Source organism: Nocardia puris (assembly GCF_003315035.1).
Lineage (GTDB): Bacteria > Actinomycetota > Actinomycetes > Mycobacteriales > Mycobacteriaceae > Nocardia > Nocardia puris.
The window spans coordinates 183,052-198,172 of sequence record NZ_QNRE01000009.1 but is presented as its reverse complement, the minus strand read 5'-3'; the positions used below and the strand labels follow the sequence as shown (position 1 = coordinate 198,172).

Genomic DNA, 15,121 nt, shown 5'->3' with positions numbered 1-15,121 from the left:
TCTCAGACTCCTGTCCGGTCGGTGACCGCGGGGCGGTCGGTGCTCGGGGCGTCCTGCGGCAGCAGCCGGTCCAGCAGGCCGAGCACCTGGGTGTACTGGGTGGGGAAGTAGCGCTTGAGCCGCCAGACGAGGTGCGCGTCCAGCTGCGGCAGCACGTAGAGGCGGCCGCGATCGTTGGCGTCTAGGGTGGTGCGCGCGACCCGCTCGGGCGTGAAACCGGTCCAGCGCATGAGGGTTTCGGCCAGCCGCTGCGAGCCGTCGGTGATGCGCCCGTCGCGCGCGACGTTGGTCTTGACGAAGGTCGGGCACAGCACGGTGACCGCGATCCCGGTGCCGGAGAGTTCGGCGGACATGGTCTCCGACAGCGAGAGCACCGCCGCCTTGGACGTGTTGTACACCGCCATGGAGGGCGCCGCGGCGAAGCCGGCGGCCGAGGCCACGTTCACGATGCCGCCGCCACCGCCGGCGCGCAGCAGCGGTGTGAAGATCTCGCAGCCGTGCACCACGCCCCACAGGTTGATCCCGAGCGCCCACTCCCAGTCGGCGAAACCTATGTCGCCCACGTGTTTTCCGCCGATGCCCACGCCCGCGTTATTGATCACGAGCGAGACGGGAGCGTCGAAGACGGTCTCGGCGAACCGGGCCAGCACCTCCACGTCCTCCCGGCGCGACACGTCGCAGCGGAACGCGTGGGCCGCGCCGGGATGGGCGCGTTCGATGAGCGCGACCGTCTCGTCGGCGCGCGCCTCATCGATGTCGGCGCACACGACTCGTCCACCGCGCGCGGCGATTTCGAGGGCGAACGCCCGCCCGATGCCGCTGCCCGCGCCCGTCACGACGGCGCGGGCGTGGTGGCTGCGCCGGTTGCGCAGGCTCAGGGGGATCAGGTTCTCCAGTCCGAACATGTCAGCTCACCCACTTCTGATCGCGACTGTGCGCGTGGGAATCGGCCGCTACGTGGCTCACCACGGGCCGGGTGTCGGATTCGGCGACGCGCGGGCGCGACCGCCGTCGGTGCTCGGCGGCCGTTGTCCCGGAGCGCACACGGGGTGCGGCCGGAACGCGGGGGACCGAGGTCGTCGTTGACCCTGTCATGTCATTCAGAATCATCCTTCAATGTGCCAGTTGTCAATGGCTCATTTGTTGCAGCCGCGTCTCGGGGTGGTCGCGGCTGGTAGACGGCCGTTCGGGCCGCGTGGTGCTACCGTCGCGGAGGCGAAGCGTGCGGTCCGCGGTGGGCCGCGGCCGGTACGTCCGAAGGAGGTTCGCGGGTGAGCGAGACGGCGGTTCCCGTGGCGATCGGCCCCACCACACCCGTGCCGACCATGCTCGCGAAGGCCGTCGCCGAGGGCGGTGCGGTGCTCAGCGAGCTGGCCGGCGCGCGGGCGCTGATCTGGAACGGCGGCCCCGGCGAATTCCCGGAACAACTGCCCGACTCCGTCGAATGGGTCCAGCTGCCCGCCGCCGGCGTCGAGGACTGGTTCAACGCCGGGATCATCGCGCGCCATCCGCAGGTCCGGTTCACCTCCGCCGCGGGCGCTTTCTCCGCCAGCGTCGCCGAACACGCCCTGATGATGCTGCTCGCCGGCGTGCGTTACCTCCCCGAGCACCTGCGCGCGGGCAGTTGGCGTCAGCAGGATTTTTTCCCGCACGTCGGCACGCTGCGCGGCAAGACCGTCACCATCGTCGGCGCGGGCGGCATCGGCCGCGCGCTCATTCCGATGCTCACGCCGCTGGGCGCGCACGTCGTCGCGGTGAACCGCTCCGGCCGCCCGGTCACCGGGCCCGGCATCCCCGACGACGTGGAGACGGTGCCCGCCGATCAACTGGGCAAGGTGTGGCAGCGCACCGACCACGTGGTGGTCGCCGCGCCCGCCACGCCCGACACCCGGCACCTGATCGACGCCGACGTGCTGGCCCGCCTCAAGCCCTCGTCCTGGGTGATCAACGTGGCGCGCGGCAGCCTGATCCACACCGACGCCCTGGTCTCGGCGCTGGCCTCCGGCGCGATCGGCGGCGCGGGGCTCGACGTGACCGACCCGGAACCGCTGCCCGACGGCCACCCGCTCTGGGTGCTGCCGAACGCCATTGTGACGCCGCATGATTCGAATCCGCCGCAGTTGCGGTTCGCGGCCTTCGCCGACCACGTGGCGGCGAACGTCGTCCGGTTCGTGGCGGGGCGCGAACTCCTCGCTCCGATCGATCCGCAGCGGGGGTACTGAGCACGGGCTCTGTGTCCCTCTGCGGCTCGGATCGCCGCGTTGTCGTCCTCACCGAGACAGTCCGGGATCGGTTCCTCCTCGGCTTTGCCGGGCGACGATCTGAAGCACGGTTCTCTCCGGCCGGAGTCCGAGTGAGGATCTACTCCTCGTCGGGCGGGTCCTCGAGCTGGTCGCGGTCGGCCCAGGCGAGCAGTTCCTCGATGCGGAACACGGCGTCGTCGATCCCGGCGTGCAGGTCGCCCAGTTCGGCGTAGCGGGCGGGCACGGTGCGGACGGTGAAGTCGCGCGGATCGATATCGGGGATCTCGTCCCAGCCGACGGGAGCGGAGACCGTGGCCTGCGCATTGCCGCGCACCGAGTAGGCGGCGGCGATGGTGTGGTCGCGGGCGTTCTGGTTGTAGTCGACGAAAAGCAGCTTCGGATCGCGGTCTTTTCGCCACCAGGTCGTGGTGACGTCGTCGGGGGCGCGGCGCTCGACCTCGTGCGCGAAAGCCAATGCGGCGCGGCGTACTTCGGTGAAGCCCCACTCCGGTGCGATTCGGACGTACACGTGCAGACCTTTGCCGCCGGAGGTCTTCGGCCATCCGACGGCCCCGAGTTCGTCCAGCACCTCGCGCACGACCCCCGCCACCCGCTGCACTCGCGACCACGGGCAATCGGGCATCGGGTCCAGGTCGATACGCCATTCGTCGGGGCGTTCGGTGTCGGCGCGCCGCGAGTTCCACGGATGGAACTCCACGGTGGACATCTGCACGGCCCATACGACGTCCGCGAGTTCGCGCACGCACAGTTCGTCGGCGTGGCGGCCGTAGCGCGGGAAGTACACGCGCACCGTCGGAATCCAGTCCGGCGCACCGGCGGGCAGCCGCTTCTGGTGCACCTTGCCGCCCGGCAACCCTTTCGGGAACCGGTGCAGCATGCAGGGCCGGTCCCGCAGCGCGTTGACGATCCCGTCGCCGACGCTCAGGTAGTACTGCACCAGGTCGAGCTTGGTGAGCCCGAGGTCGGGGAAGTACACCCGGTCCGGGCTCGACACCCGGACCCGCCGTTCCCCGACGTCGAGTTCGACGGCGTCCCCCACCGACTTGCTGGCCACACCCGACCCTAACCCGGCGTGGGCGACTCCCGCCGACCATCGCCCCAGCGGGTCGCGGCGCCGGCCCGCCCGCTCAGCTCACCGTGGCCAGGGCGAAGGGGAGGACGGCCGGGGCCCCCGCGCGGCGCAGGGCGTGGGCGGCGAGGGTGAGGGTCCACCCGGTGTCGGTGAGGGCGTCGACCAGCAGGACCGGACCGTCGAGGCCGGACAGGTCGGGCACCTCCCACGAGTCGTGCAGCCCGGCGACGCGGTGCGCCGAGTTGGCGGCCGACACCGGCGGCCGGTCGGGCCGCACCGGCAGCGTGCCGAGATCCCGCAGGCGGCCCACCTCGGCCAGGCGCGCGGCCAGCGTGGCGGTGAGCACCGGATGGCGCGGTGGCGCCAGCGCCATCACCGACGTCGGCCTGCGTTCCCAATCCCATTCGCGCAGCACCGCGATGCACGCGTCGAACACGGCGTCGGGCACCGGATCGTCGGGGGCGTCCAACAGCGCGCGCAGCCGTTGACCCCAGCCGAGGTCGGTGAGCCGTCCGAGCGCCCGCCCGGTCTCCGCGCCCTCGGTGATCTTGCCGGACAACGGAATTCCCAGTTTCGCCATTCCGGTCGGCCACTGCTTGCGGGGTGCGAGGTCCAGACCGGGACGGTCCAGCCGGGCGCGAGTCGCGGCCACCGCGTCGGCCGCGACGCTGACATCCGGACGTGTGCCGGTGCAGTTGTCGCAGCGCCCGCAGTCGGGGGCGCCCGCGAGTCCAGGGTCGTCGAGCTGGGCGCGCAGGAACGTCATCCGGCAGCCGGAGGTGGTTTGGTAATCCAGCATCGCCTGCTGTTCCACCTCGCGGGCCGCCGCCAAGCGCTCGTAGCGTTCGGTGTCGTACACCCACGGCTGTCCGGTGGAGATCCAGCCGCCGCGCACCCGCCGCACCGCGCCGTCCACGTCCAGTACCTTCAGCACCATCTCCAGGCGCGAGCGGTTCAGTTCCACCAGCGGTTCCAGCGCCGCCGTCGACAGCGGCCGCTCGGCGTCCAGCTCGGCCAGCACCGTGCGCACGATGTGCTCGCGCGGGAAGGCCACCGAGGCGAAGTAGGTCCAGATCCGCGTGTCCTCCGGACCGGGCAGCAGGATCACTTCGGCGCGATCGGTCCCGCGCCCCGCGCGACCCACCTGCTGGTAGTAGGCGATCGGGGAGGACGGCGCGCCCACGTGCACGACGAACCCGAGATCCGGCTTGTCGAATCCCATGCCGAGCGCGGAGGTGGCGATCAGCGCCTTCACCTCGTTGCCGAGCAGCGCCGCCTCCAGCGCCTCCCGCTCGGCCGGATCGGTCTGTCCGGTGTAGGCGGCGACGCGGTGCCCGTGCGTGGACAGCACGTCGGCCAGGTCGTGCGCGGCGGCGACGGTGAGCGTGTAGACGATGCCCGAGCCGGGCAGCCGGTGCAGGTGTTCGCTCAGCCAGGCGGTGCGCTGCACCGCGTCGTCGAACCGGACCACCGACAGGTGCAGCGACTCGCGGTCCAGGGTGCCGCGCAGCACCAGGGTGTCGGTGCCGATCTGGGTGGCGACGTCGGTGACCACCCGGTCGTTCGCGGTGGCGGTGGTGGCCAGCACCGGCACGTCGGCGCCGAGATCGGCGATGAGGGTGCGGATGCGGCGGTAGTCGGGGCGGAAATCGTGCCCCCAGTCCGATACGCAGTGCGCTTCGTCCACCACGACCAGTCCGGCGTCGGCCGCCAGCTTCGGCAGCACCTGATCGCGAAAGTCGGGGTTGTTCAACCGTTCCGGGCTCACCAGCAGCACGTCGACCTCGCCGCGCGCCACCCGCTCGTGGATCTCGTCCCATTCGGTGACATTGCCGGAGTTGATCGTCGCCGCGACCACGCCCGCGCGCTCGGCGGCGGCCACCTGGTTGCGCATCAGCGCCAGCAGCGGCGACACGATCACCGTGGGCCCGCGCCCGGCGCGGCGCAGCAGCTTGGCGGCGATGAAGTACACGGCCGACTTGCCCCACCCGGTGCGCTGCACGACCAGCGCGCGGCGGCGGTGCACGGCCAGCGCCTCGATGGCCGTCCACTGGTCCTCGCGGAGCCGGGCGCCGGGCCCGGCCAGGTCACGCAGCAGTTCCTCGGCCCGATCGCGAAGGTCGGGCGCGGCGAGGTCGATCGCGGCGGTGGTCACGCGCTCCATGGTGCCCCACCCCACCGACAGTCCGCGCAGTGCGGTCGCGGCGTAATTCGAGTGCGCCCCGGTCAACGGCTCTTTACGGTGAGAGGAGTCGAGTAATCCACGAAAGGTGAGTCCGATGTTTCCCGTCGAGCTGCGCGGCACCAAGGCGCAGACGCTCCTGTGGGCCCACGAGCACGAGATCGAGCCTGCCGCCGTGCGGCAGCTGCGAAACATCGCGCAACTGGAATGGGTGTACGGGGTGCGCGTCATGCCCGACGTGCACCTCGGCAAGGGCGCGACGGTCGGCTCGGTCATCGCCATGCGCGACGCCGTCGCCCCGGCCGCGGTCGGCGTCGACATCGGCTGCGGGATGGAGAGCGTGCGCACCGACCTCACCGCCGCCGACCTGCCCGACGATCTGCGCGGGCTGCGTGCCCGCATCGAGGCCGCGGTGCCGGTCGGGTTCCAGGCGCACAAGGAGGCGGTGAACGTCGCGCGGCTTGGTGCGGAGTTCGCGGGCTCGCACGGGGACGCGGCGCGGAAGGCGCGCGGCTGGGACCGCTTCTGGGGCGCCTTCGGTGACCTGGACCCCGGCGTGGGGGCGCTGGAGAGCAAGGCGCACAAGCAGATGGGGTCCCTCGGCGGGGGTAACCACTTCATCGAGGTGTGCCTGGACGAGCACGAGCGCGTGTGGATCCTGCTGCACTCGGGCAGCCGCAATATCGGCAAGGAACTCGCCGAGCGGCACATGGCCGTCGCGCGGACCCTGCCGCACAACCGCGACCTGCCCGACCGTGATCTGGCCGTGTTCCTCTCCGGCACACCGGAAATGGACGCCTACCGCCGCGACCTCACCTGGGCGCAGGAGTACGCCGCGCGCAACCGCGCGGTGATGCTCTCGCTGGTGTGCCGGGCGGTGCGTGACGAATTCGCCGGGCGCGAGGTGCTTTTCGAGACGCCGATCTCCTGCCACCACAACTATGTGGCGGAGGAGATGGTGGACGGCATGCCTATGCTCATCACCCGCAAGGGCGCGGTCCGGGCGGGCGAGGGCGACCTCGCGCTGATCCCCGGGTCGATGGGCACGCGCTCGTACGTGGTGCGGGGCAAGGGAAATCCGGCCTCGTTCCAGTCCGCGTCGCACGGCGCGGGCCGCCGGATGAGCCGCACCAAGGCCAAGAAGCAGTTCACCGTCGCCGATCTCGTCGCCCAGACCGAGGGCGTCGAGTCCCGCAAGGACGCCGGCGTGGTGGACGAGATCCCGGCCGCGTACAAGGGCATCGACGAGGTCATCGAGGCGCAGCGCGACCTGGTCGACGTCGTCGCCACCTTGCGTCAGGTGCTGTGCGTGAAGGGGTGAACCCGAGCACGGCGCGGCGGTCCGTTCGACCGCCGCGCCGCGATCAGCGCCTGCGCAACGTGGCCGCGACCCCCGCGCCCACCAGCAGCACGCCCGCGAGGAACACGCTGCCGTTGATCACCCACGCGTGCACGGCGAGCCGGGTCTCGTCGGACAACAGCGGGAGGTCGTCGATGAGGCGGAACGTGTCGTCGGGGAACAGGAAGTAGACGATCCCCGGGAAGATCCCCCACACCATGCCCGCGAGGATCGTGCCCGCGGGCGAATACGCCGCGAGCGCCGCCACCAACAGCAGCAGCGCCGCGCCCGCGATGATCTGGAAGGTGGAGCCCCAGCGGTTCGCGGCGTCGCCCATGATCACCCACTGGCGGGTGGTGGCGGCGCCGTGCGCGGCGAGCGCGAGACCGATCGGCGTGACCACCAGTCCGATCAGCACACCGATCGCGGTGCGGCCCAGGGTGCCGCCCGAGCGGAACTGCGCGCCGGGCGGCGTCCAGTCCGGGGGCGGCTGGTACTGGTAGGACATCGTTCGCCTCCTGCGCGATCCCGCCGTGGAACTCCATTGTCGCCCGGCCGCAAGCGTTTCGCGCGACCATGCGGTCTCACGATGATCTCGCGTGCGCGTCCTTCCGGTGGCGGATCGGCGCGACGGGGGGTTCTCGGAGGCGGGGGTCGGCGGGCGGCTCAGTCGGGTGTGGGGAGTCGCCGACGGCCGGCGGTGAGTTCGCCGGCGAGGTCCTCGTAGGCGAGGGACAGCTCGGCGAGCCGTTCCCACGCGTTCCAGAGGTCCCAGCCGTCGACCGTGGCCAGCGCGTTGTAGGCGAGCGCGGTCAGCTGCGCCAGCCGGTCGACGATCGCGCCGAGCCCCTCGGTGTGCAGGTACGCGCCGCCGGGTGCGCTCGGCAGGTGCGTCGCCGTCCACCGATCGATGTCCCGGACCAGGCGGGTGCGGTGCGCGTCGATGTCCGGTACGGCCTCCCTTTCCGCGGTGAGCCTGCTTTTGTGGAGATCGGCGAGTTCACGGGCGTGCGGGGCGAGCGGGTGTGTGGCGGTGTCCTCGCCCCGGCAGGCACGTAACAGTTGGTCGCGAGTGGGCAGCGGTGCGGTCATAGGTTGCCTGCATTCCACGGGCGCATCCCTATGTCATCTGACTCGGACGGGCCGGACAGTTCTATGGGACAAACAATCCGGGGCCCGTGCATGTAATGGTCTGTGCGATCACGGAACCGGGCGACGGGGTAGCAGCGCCGGTGCGGTTCGTCATCTGCATAGGCAGTGGCGGTCACTTCACCCCGCGTTCGGCATCGGCGCACCCGATGAGCGCGGCCAGCACACTGGACATCGCGGGGCGGAAGTGATCGCGGATAGGTGTGTCCCAACCCCGCCCCGAGAGACCGGGGGTCGGCAGGACCACCGAACGCCCCGGTTCGATGATTACCGAGTCGGTGTATCGCAGAACGTATTCGGCGTTCACATCCCGGTCACGGGGGTCGAGCGCCCGGGTCAGGAATGTGAGCCTATGGAACGGGTGCCACACGATCGGCCCCGTGATACTGAACTTCCGAAGCTCTTCCTTGGTCCTGTACCCCCAATGCTCCGGCATCGAGATCGCACGAATACTTCCGCCGATCGCCACCGCGAGACGGTTTTGGCGATCGATATGCACCGGCAGGTTCCCAACCGTGCGGAGGTAATGGCAACCACCGAGTATTTCGGCGGGTACAACCGATGTGGACATTTCGAAACCCCCTGGTAGCCTCTGGATTCGGAAGCGCCCGGCCCCCGGTCGGGGCAGTGCGTGTGGGGACACGGAACCGGGGTGGAGATATCTGGCGATCTCCTTGCCGGGCGCTTCAGTAGCACACCACGATTCGCGCGATTCGGTGTCATCGATCCGCGGATTCGCCAAAAGTGCTGCAAACCCCCAGAGCGATTTTTCGTTTGAAAACGCCCGACACGTCCTGAGAACTCCAGGAGCATTGGTGAACACTGCCTATCCACAACACATTCCGCTCCCACACCGCCTGCTCGGTCACTACGTCCGTGACGCCAGGCTCGCCGCGAACCTCCGCCAGACCGACGTCGCCGAGAAGATGCAGTGGAGCGTGAGCAAGATCTGCCGCCTCGAACAGGGGCACACCGGAAAGCTGTACGACCGCGACCTCGAACTGCTCGCCAGCATCCTCGGCCTGAGCCGGGAGAAGACCGACGTGCTGATCGACCTGGCTCGTCAAGTGGCACAGAAGAGTTGGTGGAATCGATGCGGGCACCTGATCCCGGCGGGCTTCAACGTCTACATCAGTTTGGAGAACGAAGCGTGCCGGCTCGAGATCTTCCGCCCGGACATCGTCTCCGGGCTGTTCCAGACGCCGGATTACGCACGCGCGCTGGACGATACCTACTTCCCGGACGAATCCGAGGAGGGGCGGGCGGGGCGCGTGCAGGTGCGGCTGCAGCGGCAGGCGATACTCACCACGAAGTTGCGCCAGGTCACCGTGGACGCCGTGTTCCACGAGAGCGCCCTGCGCACGGTGGTGGGCGGCGCGGCGACCATGGAGGGCGAGATGCGACACCTCGCCGACGTGAGCACGCTGCCCAACGTTCGTCTGCGAATCCTGCCCTACAGCGCGGGATTTCCGACCGGCGCGCAGGTCGGTCCGTTCACCGTCCTGGACTTCGCGCCGGAGCCGCGGGGCGTCAGCGCCACCCCGACGATCGTGTACACCGAGTCGTCGCTGGCCGGCGACATGTACCTGGAGGACGATATCGATGTGCGGGCACATCGCCGAGCGGCCGCGGTGATCCGCGCGGCGGCGTACGATGAAGCGACCAGCAGGCAGATGTTCCGGCACATGGCAAGGGAGTTCCGGTGATGAATCTCGATCTGTCCCAAGCGAACTGGTTCAAGAGCACCCGTAGCTCGGCGGGCAAGGAGTGCGTGGAGGTCGCGCACTTGGCCGCGGGGAGCGTCGGCGTGCGCGACTCCAAGAATCCCGGTGGTGCGGCGCTGATCTTCGCGCCCGCCGAATGGGACGCGTTCGTCTCCGGCGCCCGCGCCGGAACGTTCCATCCCTGAGCGGGAGAACATTTCGACATCGGTGTCCCGCGCGGAACCCGAGGGGTTCCGGCGTGGGCTTCGATGTGGGCTTCGATGTGGTGAGCGTGATCGCGTTTCCCGCGGCATTCTCGAAATGAGAATGGCCGTGTGGAACTCGGCGATCGCGTGCAGGACACGGCGTTCTCATCGTGGTCGCGGTGTTGTTCCGGTCGATCGGTGACAATGTCATTCCCGTTTGCAGTGGGCAATTTTCAGAATGAAAGCCAATTGTCGTGCGACCGAATGGTAACCGCGTCGGCCGGGACTTGTCTCCGAGCGGTGAACGGTTCGCGCGTTTCCCCGCACCTATCGAAAGGTATCGCCCAACAGAACGGCGTCCGGCGGATGCGTCATGAGCTGAACAGGGGCACGCCGACCGGAAGGAACGCGCCGAGCGAATCGACGCTCGGGTCGCGTTGCCGTGGGTGAGTTGCTGCTTGCCGCTCGGTAATGGCGGCCGTCGAAGAAAGGGCCCCTACAGCCCGTGATCGCGGAGCAGCGCTTGAATGGCGGGCCGTTCCGGAATCGCGGCGGTGGCGCCGAGGTTCGTGGTGGCCAACGCGCCCGCCGCGCTGGCCCATTGGAGGGCGGTGGCTGGTCCGAGATGCCACGTGGCGGCCAGCGCGCCGGCGAAGGAGTCACCCGCGCCGGTCGTGTCCACGACGTCGACGGGAAAGGCCGGGACGGTGAGTTCGGCCTCGCGCGGCCCGAACCAGGTGGCCCCGGAGCCGCCGCGGGTGATCACGAGGTGGGGCACGGGGTTGAGGGCCGACCCGTAGGCGAGCGCCTCGGTCGAGTTGACCACGACGACATCGAGATTCGCCACCAGGTCCGCGGGCAGCGCCTGCACGGGGGAGGGATTGAAGACCACCACCGTGGCGTGGGCGCGGGCGTGCCGGGCGGCGGCGAGGATCGTCGCGGCCGGGATCTCGTACTGACACAGCAGCACGTCGGCGGCGGCGATCACGGCGAGATCGTCCTCGCCGAGGTCGGTGAGCTTCCCGTTGGCGCCCGGCACCACGATGATGCTGTTCTCACCGAAGCCGTCCACCACGATCGAGGCCACCCCGCTCGGTCCGGGCACGGTGCGCAACTGTTTCGTGCCGACCCCGGCGTCGGTCAGCGCGCGATGCAGATTGTCGGCGAACACGTCGCTGCCGACCGCGCCCACGAACTCCACCTCGGCGCCCGCCCGCCGCGCCGCGATCGCCTGATTGGCGCCCTTGCCGCCGGGCAGCGTCGTGAACCCCGTGCCGAATACGGTCTCGCCGGGTGAGGCGCGCCGCCGCGTCGTGGTGACCAGGTCCATGTTGATGCTGCCGAGCACGGCGATGACGGGATCGGTCATGCGCCGGACGCTAGTCCGCCCCGGCGCGTTCACGCAGGTAATCGAGGCCGTGTCAGCGATCGAGCCCGCGCCGGGACGGCGTGTCGCAGGCGGACCCGCGGTACGGCGTGCCGCGAGAAGCCGTGCGGTGCCCCTGGTTTCGGGGGCGGGGCGGGAACGCCGAATACCGGCGAAACCGGCTTGTGACCGGTGCGTAGGCTGTACCCATGACGGCAACGACCACCGAGCGGGATGTGCGGGAGGCGGTGCACGCGGCCGCGCGACGGGCTCGCGTCGCGTCCAGGGCGCTCGCTCAGCTGACCACCGCGCAGAAGAACGAGGCCCTGCACGCCGCCGCGGACGCGTTGCTGGCGGCCGCCGACACCGTGCTGGCCGCCAACGCCGAGGATCTCGCCGCCGCCGAGGCCGCGGGCACCGAGGCCTCGCTGCTGGACCGATTGCGCCTCACCAAGCCGCGGATCGACGGCATCGCGTCCGGACTGCGCCAGGTCGCGGGCCTGCCCGACCCGGTCGGCGACGTAGTGCGCGGCTCCACCCTCCCCAACGGCCTCGAGGTGCGTCAGGTGCGGGTGCCGCTCGGCGTGGTCGGCATGGTGTACGAGGCCAGGCCCAACGTCACCGTCGACGCGTTCGGCCTCGCGCTCAAGTCCGGCAACGCGGCCCTGCTGCGCGGGTCCTCCTCCGCGGCGAAGTCCAACGCCGCGCTGGTCGAGGTGCTGCGCGAATCGCTCGGCGCCCTGGGCATTCCGGCCGACGCCGTGCAACTGCTGCCCAGCCACGACCGCTCCAGCGTCACCCACCTCATCCAGGCCCGCGGCCTGGTCGACGTGGTGATCCCGCGCGGCGGGGCGGGCCTGATCAACGCCGTCGTCCGCGACGCGACCGTGCCCACCATCGAGACCGGCACCGGCAACTGCCACGTCTACGTGCACGCCGCCGCCGACCTCGACATGGCCGAGAACATCCTCCTCAACGCCAAGACCCGCCGCCCCAGCGTCTGCAACGCGGCCGAGACGGTGCTCATCGACAAGGCGATCGCCGACGCGGCCCTGCCCCGGCTCACCGCCGCCCTGGAGCGCAGCGGCGTCACCATCCACGGCGACCTGCCCGGTCAAGTGCCCGCCACCGACGCCGACTGGGGCGAGGAGTACCTCACCCTCGATATCGCGCTCAAGGTCGTGGACGATCTGGACGCCGCCGTCGAGCACATCAACACCTGGGGCACCGGGCACACCGAGGCCATCGTCACCGCCGAACTGGCCGCGGCCCGCGAGTTCACCAGCCGCGTCGACGCCGCCGCCGTGATGGTCAACGCGTCCACCGCGTTCACCGACGGCGAGCAGTTCGGCTTCGGCGCCGAGATCGGCATCTCCACCCAGAAGTTGCACGCCCGCGGCCCGATGGCGCTGCCGGAGCTCACCTCCACGAAGTGGATCGTGTGGGGCGACGGCCAGATCCGCCCGGCGTGACGTGAGGAAGGACCACCCCGTGGACGAAGCGCAGGAGCCGACGTTCCATTCGGTCGACGACGTGATCGAACGGCTGGCCACCACCGGATACCTGGCCGACAAGTCCACCGCCACCTCGGTGTTCCTGGCCGACCGGCTCGGCAAGCCGCTGCTCATCGAGGGCCCGGCCGGTGTCGGCAAGACCGAACTGGCCCGCGCCGTGGCCCAGACCTCGGGCGCGGAGCTGGTGCGCCTGCAGTGCTACGAGGGGGTGGACGAGGCCCGCGCGCTCTACGAGTGGAATCACGCCAAGCAGATCCTGCGCATCCAGGCCTCCAGCGAGAACGACTGGGAGGAGACGAAAGCCGACGTCTTCACCGAGGAGTTCCTGCTGAGCCGCCCGCTGCTCACCGCGATCCGCCGCACCGACCCCACCGTGCTGCTCATCGACGAGACCGACAAGGCCGACGTCGAGATCGAGGGCCTGCTGCTCGAAGTGCTCAGCGATTTCGCGGTGACGGTGCCGGAACTGGGCACCATCACCGCGCGTCGCAAGCCGTTCGTGGTGCTCACCTCCAACGCCACCCGCGAGCTCTCCGAGGCGCTCAAGCGGCGCTGCCTCTACCTGCACCTGGACTTCCCCGACGAGGAACTCGAGCGCCGCATCCTGGCCAGCCGGGTGCCGGAGCTGTCGGCGGCGGTCTCGGCGCAGCTGGTGCGGATCGTGCACGTGCTGCGCGGGATGCAGCTCAAGAAGCTGCCCTCGGTCGCGGAATCCATCGACTGGGGCCGCACCCTGCTGGCGCTGGGCCTGACCGACCTGGACGATGCCACAGTGCGTGCGACCTTGGGCGTGGTGCTCAAACACCGCAGCGACCATCAGCGCGCGCTGGCCGAGTTGAAGCTGGCCTGAGCCGTGAACGAGACGGCGCTCACCGCGCCACACGGGATGCCGGGGCATCTCGTGGGGTTCGTGGAGGCGCTGCGAGCGCGCGGCGTCCCGGTCGGCCCGTCGGAGACGGTGGACGCGGGCCGGGTGCTCACCGTCCTCGATCTGCTCGACCGTGAGGCCGTGCGGGAGGGGTTGGCCTGTTCACTCCTGCGGCGCACCACCCACCGCGCGACGTTCGACGGGTTGTTCGACCTTTGGTTCCCGGTGGCGCTCGGCGAACGCGACCCTGCCGACGACGACATCGAGATTCCGCACACCCCCGCCGGGGACGTCGATATTCCCGCCCTGCGGGAGATGCTCGCCGAGCTGCTGGCTATGGAGGATCCCGGGCGCCAGCTCGAGCAGATAGCCGCGCAGCTCGTGGAACAGCTCGGGCAGTATCAGTCTGCGCGCGGCCCCTCCTTCTCGGCGTATCAAGCGCTGAAAGAGGTTCAGCCACAGACGTTGCTGGCGAAGATCCTCGCGGGCCTGGCGATAGGCCCGGACACGAGCCCCTTCGAGACCGAGGTCGCCCGCCGCGCGGCCCGGCAGCGCATCGACGGGTTCCGCGCCACCGTCGAGGCCGAGACCCGCAGGCGGGTCGCGGAGCGGATCGGGCGCGAGCGCGTCGCGACCTACGGCGTGGCCCGGCAGGCCGAGGACGTCGACTTCCTGCGGGCCTCCGAGCGCGAACTGGCCGAGCTGCGGCGCAGCACCCAGCGCTTGGCCCGGGTGCTGGCCTCACGGATGGCCGTGCGGCGCAAGCATTCCCGGCGCGGCGAGATCGACCTGCGCCGCACCTTGCGCAAGTCCATGTCGACGGGCGGGGTGCCGATCGACCTGGTCAACCGCAAACCGCACCCCGGCCGCCCCGAACTGGTGCTGCTGTGCGACGTGTCCGGTTCGGTCGCGGGCTTCAGCAACTTCACCTTGCTGCTGGTGAGCGCCCTGCGCGAACAGTTCTCGCGCGTGCGGATCTTCGCGTTCGTGGACAACACCGACGAGGTGACCCGCTTCTTCACCCCCGACACCCAGCTCGACCAGGCGATGACCGCCATCATGACCGAATCCGACGTCGTCGGCTACGACGGGCACTCCGACTACGGCGGCGCGCTGTCCAGCTTCGTCCGCGAGTTCCCCGACGCCGTCACCAGCCGCAGCTCGCTGCTGGTCCTCGGTGACGCGCGCACCAATTACCGCGACCCGCAACTGGATACGCTGCGCTCGCTGGTGGGAACCGCCAAACACGCGCACTGGCTGAACCCGGAACCGCGCACCCAATGGGGATCCGGCGATTCAGCGGCCGAGCGCTACCTCGAGGTGATCGAGATGCACGAGTGCCGTTCGGCGCGCCAGCTCACCGAGGTGGTGTCGCGGCTGCTGCCCGTCTGAGGCCCCGCACGCCGAAACCCTCGCCTTATGGCCGCGATCAGATTTTGTTAAGCGTTTCATTGGCGG

At 70.1% G+C, this 15,121-nt stretch carries 14 protein-coding genes; 7 read left to right on the top strand and 7 right to left on the bottom strand.

The features are described 5' to 3' along the window. Positions 1-2: 2 nt before the first annotated feature. Positions 3-905 carry an SDR family NAD(P)-dependent oxidoreductase gene (locus DFR74_RS22165; protein WP_067511596.1) on the bottom strand — a complete coding sequence of 301 codons (903 nt, stop codon included), beginning with the start codon at positions 903-905 and terminating at the stop codon, positions 3-5. A gap of 420 nt (positions 906-1,325) precedes the next feature. Here DFR74_RS22165 and DFR74_RS22160 point away from each other — a divergent pair, with 420 nt between their 5' ends. Further along, positions 1,326-2,222, top strand: a complete 897-nt coding sequence (locus DFR74_RS22160; protein ID WP_067511676.1) for a D-isomer specific 2-hydroxyacid dehydrogenase family protein — start codon at positions 1,326-1,328, stop codon at positions 2,220-2,222. A 139-nt stretch (positions 2,223-2,361) separates the two neighbouring features. Here the strand turns inward: DFR74_RS22160 and ligD are convergent, their stop codons facing one another. Together ligD and DFR74_RS22150 are read right to left on the bottom strand one after the other, a co-directional pair. After that, positions 2,362-3,318 (bottom strand): non-homologous end-joining DNA ligase, encoded by a 957-nt coding sequence (ligD, locus tag DFR74_RS22155; RefSeq protein ID WP_067511597.1) that lies wholly within the window; start codon positions 3,316-3,318, stop codon positions 2,362-2,364. Positions 3,319-3,391: 73 nt separating this feature from the next. Then, complete coding sequence (locus DFR74_RS22150; RefSeq protein WP_113975250.1) at positions 3,392-5,500, bottom strand: RecQ family ATP-dependent DNA helicase; 2,109 nt, start codon at positions 5,498-5,500, stop codon at positions 3,392-3,394. Between the two features lie 115 nt (positions 5,501-5,615). Between DFR74_RS22150 and DFR74_RS22145 the strand changes: the two genes are divergently transcribed. Beyond that, the gene (locus DFR74_RS22145) at positions 5,616-6,839 is read left to right on the top strand and encodes an RtcB family protein (RefSeq protein ID WP_067511599.1); all 1,224 of its coding nucleotides are present in this window, start codon (positions 5,616-5,618) and stop codon (positions 6,837-6,839) included. A 43-nt stretch (positions 6,840-6,882) separates the two neighbouring features. Here DFR74_RS22145 and DFR74_RS22140 read toward each other — a convergent pair whose 3' ends face one another. From DFR74_RS22140 to DFR74_RS22130, 3 genes are all read right to left on the bottom strand, one after another. Then, positions 6,883-7,365, bottom strand: coding sequence for a hypothetical protein (locus DFR74_RS22140; protein WP_067511602.1), 483 nt, complete (start codon positions 7,363-7,365; stop codon positions 6,883-6,885). Positions 7,366-7,523: 158 nt separating this feature from the next. After that, a complete protein-coding gene (locus DFR74_RS22135) occupies positions 7,524-7,949 on the bottom strand; it encodes a DUF4254 domain-containing protein (RefSeq protein ID WP_067511604.1) in 426 nt (141 codons plus the stop codon). A 172-nt stretch (positions 7,950-8,121) separates the two neighbouring features. Next, positions 8,122-8,577: a hypothetical protein gene (locus tag DFR74_RS22130; protein WP_147265873.1), complete on the bottom strand. Its 456-nt coding sequence runs from the start codon at positions 8,575-8,577 to the stop codon at positions 8,122-8,124. A 244-nt stretch (positions 8,578-8,821) separates the two neighbouring features. Here DFR74_RS22130 and DFR74_RS22125 point away from each other — a divergent pair, with 244 nt between their 5' ends. Both DFR74_RS22125 and DFR74_RS22120 read left to right on the top strand, forming a co-directional pair. After that, the gene (locus tag DFR74_RS22125; RefSeq protein ID WP_170160783.1) at positions 8,822-9,712 is read left to right on the top strand and encodes a helix-turn-helix domain-containing protein; all 891 of its coding nucleotides are present in this window, start codon (positions 8,822-8,824) and stop codon (positions 9,710-9,712) included. Further along, on the top strand, positions 9,712-9,915 hold the full coding sequence (locus DFR74_RS22120; protein WP_067511608.1) for a DUF397 domain-containing protein: 204 nt from the start codon (positions 9,712-9,714) through the stop codon (positions 9,913-9,915). The genes DFR74_RS22125 and DFR74_RS22120 overlap by 1 nt, the downstream gene beginning before the upstream one ends. 496 nt (positions 9,916-10,411) lie before the next feature. Here DFR74_RS22120 and DFR74_RS22115 read toward each other — a convergent pair whose 3' ends face one another. Then, positions 10,412-11,284, bottom strand: coding sequence for a ribokinase (locus tag DFR74_RS22115; protein WP_067511609.1), 873 nt, complete (start codon positions 11,282-11,284; stop codon positions 10,412-10,414). Between the two features lie 206 nt (positions 11,285-11,490). On the opposite strand from DFR74_RS22115, the gene DFR74_RS22110 reads away from it, so the two are divergent. Genes DFR74_RS22110 through DFR74_RS22100 form a run of 3 tightly spaced genes read left to right on the top strand, consistent with a single transcriptional unit; the run spans position 11,491 to position 15,055 of the window. Beyond that, on the top strand, positions 11,491-12,753 hold the full coding sequence (locus tag DFR74_RS22110; RefSeq protein ID WP_067511610.1) for a glutamate-5-semialdehyde dehydrogenase: 1,263 nt from the start codon (positions 11,491-11,493) through the stop codon (positions 12,751-12,753). Between the two features lie 19 nt (positions 12,754-12,772). Next, positions 12,773-13,645, top strand: coding sequence for an AAA family ATPase (locus tag DFR74_RS22105; protein ID WP_067511680.1), 873 nt, complete (start codon positions 12,773-12,775; stop codon positions 13,643-13,645). Positions 13,646-13,681: 36 nt separating this feature from the next. Continuing rightward, entirely contained in the window at positions 13,682-15,055 is a 1,374-nt protein-coding gene (locus tag DFR74_RS22100) for a vWA domain-containing protein (RefSeq protein WP_067511681.1), read from the top strand. Positions 15,056-15,121 lie beyond the last annotated feature (66 nt).